Source organism: Pseudomonas sp. SB113 (assembly GCF_040754745.1).
Classification (GTDB): domain Bacteria; phylum Pseudomonadota; class Gammaproteobacteria; order Pseudomonadales; family Pseudomonadaceae; genus Aquipseudomonas; species Aquipseudomonas grimontii.
Genome location: NZ_JBFMHW010000244.1, coordinates 1 through 392 on the forward strand (window position 1 = coordinate 1; position 392 = coordinate 392).

The following is a 392-nucleotide window of genomic DNA, read 5'->3' on the forward strand; positions in this document are numbered from 1 at the left end:
GGCCCTTGGGAAGACGGTACGTTTCGCGGCGCGGTTGCTGTCAGCGACAAAGGTGAACGGCTTCCGACTTCCATCGCCTATCTGACACCTGAAGTCCGTGGCCGGGCGAACCTGAAAATCATTACTGACAGCACGGCAACGCACATTCTTTTCGACGGGATCCGGGCGATCGGGGCCGAAATCACCGGGAAAAACCCGCAAACGATCAATGCGCGCGAGATTATCGTCGCATCGGGCGCAATTCATTCACCGGCGCTGCTTCTGCGCTCAGGAATAGGCCCCGGAGCAGAGCTGGCCGCACTTGGCATTCCTGTCATCGCATCCCGCGCCGGGATCGGCCGCAACCTCATGGAACACCCATCCATCGCAGTCGCTGCCTACCTGCCTACATC

The 392-nt window shown here is 60.2% G+C and carries 1 protein-coding gene; it reads left to right on the top strand.

Features of this window, described 5'->3' with window-relative positions; translation table 11 throughout:
* On the top strand, positions 1 to 392 hold a 392-nt coding region (locus AB1462_RS32395), incomplete at both ends, for a GMC family oxidoreductase N-terminal domain-containing protein (RefSeq protein ID WP_367249217.1).